The organism is Pseudomonas sp. 3296 (assembly GCF_031456615.1).
In the GTDB taxonomy this organism is placed as follows: domain Bacteria; phylum Pseudomonadota; class Gammaproteobacteria; order Pseudomonadales; family Pseudomonadaceae; genus Aquipseudomonas; species Aquipseudomonas mucoides.
This window is the reverse complement of sequence record NZ_JAVDUY010000024.1, coordinates 1-8081: the sequence shown is the minus strand read 5'-3', so window position 1 is coordinate 8081 and position 8081 is coordinate 1. Positions and strand designations below refer to the sequence as shown.

The following is an 8081-nucleotide window of genomic DNA, read 5'->3' as shown; positions in this document are numbered from 1 at the left end:
ACGAGTACGGTACCGCCCATGTTTATGTCAATGAGGTTTACGGTGTGTTCTACGGCTATGCCATCGCTCAGGATCGCCTGTATCAACTGGAGATATCCCGACTCAGAACCCAGGGGCGGGTGGTGCAGACTTTGGACAAAATCTACGTAAACTTTGACATAGGCTTTCGTAAAAATTATCGGCGTGGGCTCTTCTGACCACCCCTCCTCCTGCTGAGGGATGGTGCTACGCACCGCTTGGGTATCGAGGACAGATGACTGAACTCTGCCCATGAAGAGCCACCATCGATAGAGCGAGCCCCCTCCTCCTCTACAGCGCCGTCATGATCGTCGGGGCGGGCCCGAAATACCTGCAGTAGCCCGCATCGCGCCGGGTCGAAAAGAACGTTGTTTTATTCGTTTTGCAGGGCATCCTGCTTCGGATCAGGCGACAAAAAAAATCAGTTTTTGTTGCCCGTCCTGACCCTCAATAGCAGCTAGGGATGCCGATGAAAATCGTACACGTGAGTGACACCGGTCCTGGCGTCGCCAGCTCCACACACGCCGTAAGACTTAACGCGTAAAAGACTAGGTATTGGCTCTATGCGACTTTTTGTATCGACCCTGGCAGCGATCATCTTGACCACCGGCTCGTTGGTATCTCAGGCCAAAGAATTGAACAAAAATGATCGGTTTGTCTGCAGTTGGGGGGCAGGAATAGCCGGCAACGCCCAAGCGTCGAAGCTGTCCGGTCTAAGTCTTTACGGCGCACGCAACCAGCTGCAAACCCACAAGTTTTCTTTACCTTGAATGCGCATGACGGCACTGGGAATTACTGAGCAAACGTATGACAGCCCATCGCGCCTAAAGCCAGCTGACATCAAGCAAACGTATTACGAACAATGCTTCAGTCATGTGGTAACCGGCAGGTAATGCCGGGAATCGAACATGTAGGGCAGCCCGTCATGAACGCTTTACGCCCTTCGGGGTTGTGTCGCTGCCTCGTCAATGCTTTCGCTCCCAGGCCGCGCACCTAGTACATAATGAGTTATCGCCGTGCACTTCGTCGTGCCTACGGAAGCGCAGTAAGCCACTGAGGGTCAATGACCAACTGTTACCAAGGCAAACGCGCTAGATCCTCTGACTACTCAGTCATCATTGGTTAGGGCATATCGATTGATGCCGGAATCTATACCGACAACGCGCAGACTCCACGGCTTAGGTATCTGGCTGACGGCTCGGCGGTTGAACCAAAGCGGGTTCCACTGGCCGGGCATTCGCCATGGCGACGAAGTGGAATTGGATGCCGAGCAACTTCACGTCTTGCTGCTGAGCCTGCCATGGCAACGCTTCGGCTTTGGCTGCGTGATCACACGACTTTAGCGGCTGCCATTAGCCTATTGATCTATCGCCGCGAACTTTCTGATCTGACAACATCCGCAGCATGACTTCGATCCCCAGCCTCGATCACCTTCCACCTGAACATCTGCGTGCATTGGCGATGCAGCTGATACAACGAGTTGAGACCATGCACAAGAAAATCAACCGCGATCAAGCGGTGATCGAAAATCGTGACCCACGAGGTCGTGCAACTCAAGCGCTTGACGTTCGCCTCGTCGTTTTCTGAAAAAGCACATCGGACGCAGAAAGGAGGACAAAGAGAAACCGGACAAAATTATCCGCCAGATGACTTCATCAGGCGCATGCACTCCATGACAGAAAAATCAACCGAAGGGCACACGTTGCATGGACAGCCACGGTATTAATCGCGCCTTAATTTTGCATGTGATCAATCGCCATGGAGCGCCTCTACTACCGACTCACCAAATCCAGAATCTCAATCTGGTATTGAAAGCGAGCAGCTAAATGTTCCACAAGCAATGTTCCAAGCGACATTGCCAGCAACAGCACCCCAATAGAAAACAGTATCGCATTACCCAATTCATCCACAGGAAAAACCGATATAACTGCTTGAGAAACCCACGTAAATCCACCCAATCCACCAAACTCCCCAATAAAGGAATAAGAGGTTGCCAATAGACCAACGACAGCTGTTCTTTCTCCAAAAAAACGCGTAGGGCGCAGCCCTGTGCGTTTGGTTTTGCGTTCCAGCCAAAAACGCGCATCCTTCAGTGCTTGGGGCTCGTAATGAGCCAGGCGTTCCGCCAACATCTGCTCATAACGAATGTCTGCACAAAGACTATCAAGTGACAGTTCGTCCCATCTAAAAGCCAGTGATAGCGATGTGAACATAGGTACAACCCATGCACACAATGCTAGCAGCATGCTCACGATAGCCGGTACCTGGACGAATACATTGGTGTTGATTCTATCAGGCTTACCCTCGTGAAAAAGGGCGAAGCTAGCACTCAAAATTAATACAATTAACGCGACAACCAAACACCATTTAACAATCACCTGCGATTGCCGCTCAATACTTGACAGCCGTACTTTCGGCGGTCTGCATTTATTTAGCGCCTCCAATACCAAAATCGTTTCGTTGGTTACAATGGCGGCCGGCCTCCTTTGGTCTTTATTGAATATTAAACTCTCTATTTTTCGGCGTTCAATCATGGCCTGCTGCTCCACAAAAACCTCTGTTTTTTAACCATGTGTTTTTCAGGTTCTCATTTATTCTGCTACGCCGTTGGCCCCAATGCGAAAATTTCCTTATCAAATAAATCCAAGCAAACAGTTCGCAATCAACGAGTCGGTATTACTGACCTAAATAAAAATTCAGCTACTTGTCTATTGCACCGATACAGCCATCTAGTGAGCTGCGGCGTCGGTCCTTCCAGGGCGCTCCATCGCTGCACAACAGAAACGCATCACTGGGTAGACATCGAACTCGAACACGTCCAAGGTCAATTGCTCGGCTGCCTCGACCGCACGGGGCGGAGCATGGGTGGCAGGATGAGCCTTGGAGGCTGCGATGCTCATGCTTTGCTCGTCGATGAGTTGCTATTGCCGCGAGCGGTCCTTGGACGGTTGATACAAACGCTGGCCTCGCTACAGGTAGCCCGCAATCGGACAGCGTTTGCACGCTGCCCGCACGGGTGCTGAGCATCTTGGCCAGATGGGCAGCCACGGACGCCATGGCGGAAACCTCGCGGCTCCAGCCGACGCGTTTGTCCGCGTCGCCACCCAGGCGTTCGAAAAGGCTGCCGTATCCAGTCATGAGTTAGCTCCGCTTACTCTTTGTCCAGCTTGCCAACCAGCGACAGGGTGAAATCGGCACCCATGTACTTGAAGTGCGGGCGCACGTTCAGGCTGACGCGGTACCAGCCAGGCTCGCCTTCGACATCGCTGACGATGATCTGGGCAGCACGCAGCGGACGACGGCCACGGACTTCGGCGCTCGGGTTTTCCTGGTCGGCCACGTACTGGCGGATCCACTTGTTGAGTTCCAGCTCGAGGTCGGTACGTTCTTTCCACGAACCGAGTTGCTCGCGCTGCAGCACTTTCAAGTAGTGAGCCAGGCGGTTGACGATCATCATGTACGGCAGTTGGGTGCCGAGTTTGTAGTTCAGCTCTGCAGCCTTGCCTTCTGCGCTGATGCCGAAGAACTTCGGCTTCTGCACCGAGCTTGCGGAGAAGAACGCCGCGTTGTCGGAGCCTTTGCGCATGGTCAGGGAGATGAAGCCTTCCTCGGCCAGTTCGTATTCACGACGGTCGCTAACCAGAACCTCGGTAGGAATCTTGGTTTCGATTTCGCCCATGCTTTCGAAGTGGTGCAACGGCAGGTCTTCCACCGCGCCACCGCTTTGCGGGCCGATGATGTTCGGGCACCAGCGGAACTTGGCGAAGCTGTCGGTCAACTTGGTGCCGAACGCGTAGGCCGTGTTGCCCCACAGGTAGTGTTCGTGGCTGTTGGCGACGGTTTCTTTGTACACGAACGATTTGACCGGGTTGTCTTCCGGGTCGTACGGGTTACGCAGCAGGAAACGCGGCACGGTCAGGCCAACGTAACGGGAGTCTTCCGACTGGCGGAAGCTCTGCCATTTGGCGAATTGCGGGCCTTCGAAGTGATCTTTCAGATCCTTCAGGTCCGGCAGGCCAGTGAAGCTTTCCAGGCCGAAGAATTTCGGGCCGGCCGCGGCAATGAACGGCGCGTGGGACATGCAGGCAACGCTGGACACGTACTGCATCAGTTTCACGTCCGGCGAGCTTGGGGACATGAAGTAGTTGGCGATGATCGCGCCCACAGGCTGACCACCGAACTGGCCGTATTCAGCGGTGTAGATGTGCTTGTACAGGCCCGACTGCATCACTTCCGGCGAATCTTCGAAGTCGTCCAGCAGGTCGTCCTTGGAGACGTTGAGGATTTCGATCTTGATGTTTTCGCGGAAGTTGGTGCGGTCGACCAGCAACTGCAGGCCACGCCACGACGATTCCAGGGACTGGAAGTCCGGGTGGTGCAGGATTTCGTCCATCTGGCGGCTGAGCTTGGCATCGATCTCGGCGATCATGCGGTCAACCATGGCTTTCTTGACCGGCTCACCGTTGTTCTGCGGCTTGAGCAGCTCTTCGATGAAGGCCGACACGCCGCGCTTGGCGATGTCGTAGGCTTCGTCGTCCGGGGTCAGGCGGGTTTCGGCGATGATGCTGTCGAGAATGCTGTATTCGCCGTTCTCGTTGCTCTTTTGCTGTGCTGCGCTAGTGCTCATTGTCTTGGCTTCCTTGGCTGATGGGGGCTCAGGCTTCCTGGGCTGCGGCGTTCAGGCCCAGCTCACCCAGTACGCGACCGCGGGATTCGTCGTCGGCGAGCACGCCTTCGATGGCTTTGCGGAACGCAGGCGCGTTACCCAGCGGGCCTTTGAGGGCCACCAGCGCGTCGCGCAGTTCCATCAGTTTTTTCAGCTCAGGCACTTGCTCGACCAGGCTGGCCGGGTTGAAGTCCTTCATCGAGTTGACGCGCAGTTTCACGGCCAGTTCTTCAGTGTCGCTTTCTTCCTGAAGACGGTTCGGTACGCTCAGTGTCAGGCTCAGCTCTTGCTTGGCCAGCACCTCGTCGAAGGTCATCTTGTCGATGCTGATCGGCTTGCGATCTTCGACTTTGCGTTCGTCCTTGCGGTGGGTGTAGTCACCGATTGCCAGTAGTTTCAACGGCAGTTCGATCTCTTCCTGTGCACCACCGGTGGCAGGTTTGAAAGTGACGTTGATGCGTTCCTTGGGGGCTACCGAGCCTTCTTTGGCCATGGCTTTTCTCCTTGCGGTTGTGGCCCGGGGCCCTATTCGAGTACCACTTCGAGATCGAGGTGGCACAGCCTGCGATAAATCTCTTCCTTGCGTTCACGTACGGCATGGTTCTGCGGCAACAACTCGCAGCAGCTATGCAGTCAATGCAGCACTTCCAGCGCAAGATCGGGCGCCTAGGCGCTGAATCAAAAGCGCGAAGTGGATTTCCATTTCGCGCATGACTATCTCGGCGATCAGTCTGAAAGCATTCCCAGACCATTCGCTGCTCATAGAGCCAGAACGGCGCCTTCGCCAGGTTCGGCTCAAGTCCCACCAATAGGTCGGCGTATTTGTCCAAGTCGAAACGGTCTTGATAGGCCTTGAGCTTGTCTGCTGTTCCAATGCCTCGAACTCACTGACAAAAGGAGCGTCCTCCACAGCGAACTGCTGCGTGAAAATGGCGGACGTCGCGAGTTTGAGATAGTAAGTGTATAGCTGACTTGAATAAGACATTTATCGACGCTTGATCTGTGCAGCCCCATTCAGGCGAGTTATAAGCTGTTCCGAAAACGACCTCAGTTCGAGATACTTAGACGACATTCTTTTTTCATCCATGAAGTTTTAGTTGTTTAGAGCGAACTAAATATGGTGTTGAGGGTGCGGGAAGCTGTAATCTCCAATGCACTGGCGCGAAGCCTGCGAAGCGATCCAGCCTTCTCAGCTCAGCGAAGGTTACGGACTAAAACAGTCAAAATTCGCCAGCGATAACATGAGCCGCCCTCGCGCAGCCTCCACGCAACACCGGTTGGTTAGAATATCGGTTTACGCTGCAAAAAAATCGCCCGCTTACGCCACGTTAAATACCGAATGCGCCAAACACCTGAATCGCCTGTGCAAAAAAGTTGGATTGCAAGAATCATGCTGTGACGCACGACCAGCGTGAATCAGCACTCAGTTGAGACAATAAAGGATCCAGTTAGCGTAACTTGGGCAAGACACTGTAATTTTCACGCTGAAATAGTAGTAATTGTCCCTCGACCAACCTATGAATTGTCTCGGATCAAGCGCCTGATTCTGGTATATGGCTTCATAGTGCGAGCACTACATCCACGCTTAGTGATTCGCATAGACGCTGTCCGGTTCACCAGCACGCCTATGGAGATGCGCACAGGCCGGGGTGATTGCAGTATTCGTGCGGCGAAGCCGCATTGTGCTTGCCTCTTCGCCAATCCCCGCTCGACACAGTGGAATTGCTGAAGCATGACAAAATCGGCACTTGACTGGTTGCACGGCGGTCGAAGGCGAATTCCACCGACTAGGGGTTCGAAAAGACGTCGAGATAGAACTGGATACCGAACAATTTCAATCGTTGGCGCTCGGTTTGCCCTAACGGCATGCTGGATCTCGCTGCGCAATTACATGTTTTAAAGCCAGTAATTAACTTTTTTGACAATTGCTGAAAGCAATTTGCGTTGGTAAAAACCGCCGTACAATTCCTTACTCAGCAGCGACCCGATGGCTCCCGACAACTGCAAACATTAGTATTGATCTTAAGGCAATCGACGCCAAGATGAAGACTCTGCGGCCTACTCCCACTCCAGAAGCAGCACTAGTACCCCGATCATGCGCACTAAGAGTGATTTTCACGCATCGTGATCTGGTATGAACTGCAAAACAAGCCGTGCGCCTGCCGCTGTAACTTCGGCGTCTCGGTGGGGGGCTTCAAACACAAAAGAGTCTGACGCATACGGTCACAAGGTTGGCGCAAGCAGGCGATTTTCTTAAAACAAAAGTGTTTACGTTGTCACTCTCAAGCTGAGCAAGCTATCAGAGAGGCCTTTTAAGTGCTTTTAATTGGCGGACACCCGCGCGACATCAGACCTGTCGCGAAAGCATGTGTAGCATGGGAGAAAATGCATGAACACCCCGACGCAATGGCTAGAGGAACAAACTCGATTGGGGCGACGCATCTACCTGATGTTGGATTCTGATGGCCAGCTTGACGCCAGAAATGCGCTCACTGGAGAGCTGGGCGCTGACCTATACCGCAATCTTTACAGCGGTACACCTGCGGATGCTATGGCGCACATCGGGCCGCACCTGTTTCAGCTAGAGTCGATTACGCAACCACTAATACAGAAGCTTCTCCGAACCCCTGAGCATCATTGGGGATGGCTGGCCAGTGCCAATGACGGTGATCTTGATGCGCTGACCACACACTGGCGCGAGCGACTGGTCAGCGGGGAGCCGTCTCATCCGACGCTCTATCGGTTCCATGACAGCCGCGTACTGGGTCGTGTTCTAGCCTGTCTGCGCGTCCAGCAGCATTTGTGTTTCCTCGGGCCGATGCTCAGCGTGTGTTATTGGCAGGCCGAGCAATGGACTCTAATAGACAATTTACACCCCGGTCTGTGCTCGCTACCGCTCGACCCCGAGTGGTTGAAACAGTCCGTCCTGGAGGCCACTTGCGCGGGGGGATAATTCGACGACACTGGGTGAGGCGTTATTTGGAAGCGCCGGTTTCATTTATGCCTCGACTGCACGAGGACGGCTTCGATTTTGAACACATACTGCTGGTTGCTGATCTTGCTCATCTGAAAGCTGTGCTAGAGCAACGTAACCGCCCGGCGAAGTCATCTACCGGATCCCAGCGATAAGGGCGATGTTGTCCACTTAAAAATACGTGGACAACATCGCCCTTATCTTCAGGATTGCCATGCGCCAAAGAACCTCTTATCCCAAACCCCTTAAAGCCCAGATTGTCCAGGAATGCCTGCAACCGGGCGTGTCGATGGCCAGCGTAGCCCGTCGCCACGGTGTCAACGCCAATCTGGTTCGAAAGTGGATGCCTGCTTATCGTGATCGTCAGGCGCCTGCGTTGCCCACTTTCGTCCCGATGAAACTAGCGCCCGCAACCCAGCCCCA

The 8081-nt window shown here is 53.9% G+C and carries 7 protein-coding genes and 5 pseudogenes; 6 read left to right on the top strand and 6 right to left on the bottom strand.

All coding sequences use genetic code 11. The features are described from left to right. The 4 genes and pseudogenes from J2X66_RS30050 to J2X66_RS30035 all read left to right on the top strand — a co-directional run. Positions 1-197: penicillin acylase family protein (locus tag J2X66_RS30050; protein ID WP_310272346.1), on the top strand; the 197-nt coding region annotated here is incomplete at its 5' end. 384 nt (positions 198-581) lie between these two features. Then, a pseudogene (locus tag J2X66_RS30045) lies at positions 582-911 on the top strand (hypothetical protein). A gap of 246 nt (positions 912-1157) precedes the next feature. Further along, entirely contained in the window at positions 1158-1361 is a 204-nt protein-coding gene (tnpB, locus tag J2X66_RS30040) for an IS66 family insertion sequence element accessory protein TnpB (RefSeq protein ID WP_310272342.1), read from the top strand. A gap of 61 nt (positions 1362-1422) precedes the next feature. Then, positions 1423-1591: pseudogene (locus J2X66_RS30035) on the top strand (IS66 family transposase); the annotation flags it as partial. A 199-nt stretch (positions 1592-1790) separates the two neighbouring features. Here the strand turns inward: J2X66_RS30035 and J2X66_RS30030 are convergent. From J2X66_RS30030 to J2X66_RS30005, 6 genes and pseudogenes are all read right to left on the bottom strand, one after another. After that, complete coding sequence (locus J2X66_RS30030; RefSeq protein WP_310272339.1) at positions 1791-2552, bottom strand: hypothetical protein; 762 nt, start codon at positions 2550-2552, stop codon at positions 1791-1793. A 229-nt stretch (positions 2553-2781) separates the two neighbouring features. Then, positions 2782-2987 (bottom strand): annotated as a pseudogene (locus J2X66_RS30025) (serine/threonine-protein phosphatase); the annotation flags it as partial. Positions 2988-2991: 4 nt separating this feature from the next. Continuing rightward, positions 2992-3156: pseudogene (locus tag J2X66_RS30020) on the bottom strand (type VI secretion system baseplate subunit TssE); the annotation flags it as partial. 13 nt (positions 3157-3169) lie between these two features. Beyond that, positions 3170-4645, bottom strand: a complete 1476-nt coding sequence (gene tssC, locus J2X66_RS30015) for a type VI secretion system contractile sheath large subunit (protein ID WP_027926312.1) — start codon at positions 4643-4645, stop codon at positions 3170-3172. 28 nt (positions 4646-4673) lie between these two features. Continuing rightward, on the bottom strand, positions 4674-5177 hold the full coding sequence (gene tssB / locus J2X66_RS30010) for a type VI secretion system contractile sheath small subunit (RefSeq protein WP_077431016.1): 504 nt from the start codon (positions 5175-5177) through the stop codon (positions 4674-4676). A 32-nt stretch (positions 5178-5209) separates the two neighbouring features. Further along, positions 5210-5565 (bottom strand): annotated as a pseudogene (locus tag J2X66_RS30005) (type VI secretion system domain-containing protein); the annotation flags it as partial. 1508 nt (positions 5566-7073) lie between these two features. On the opposite strand from J2X66_RS30005, the gene J2X66_RS30000 reads away from it, so the two are divergent. Beyond that, entirely contained in the window at positions 7074-7637 is a 564-nt protein-coding gene (locus J2X66_RS30000; protein ID WP_310272331.1) for a DUF4123 domain-containing protein, read from the top strand. 235 nt (positions 7638-7872) lie between these two features. Then, positions 7873-8081, top strand: a 209-nt coding sequence (tnpA, locus tag J2X66_RS29995; protein ID WP_310272328.1) for an IS66-like element accessory protein TnpA, incomplete at its 3' end; no start/stop codon positions are given.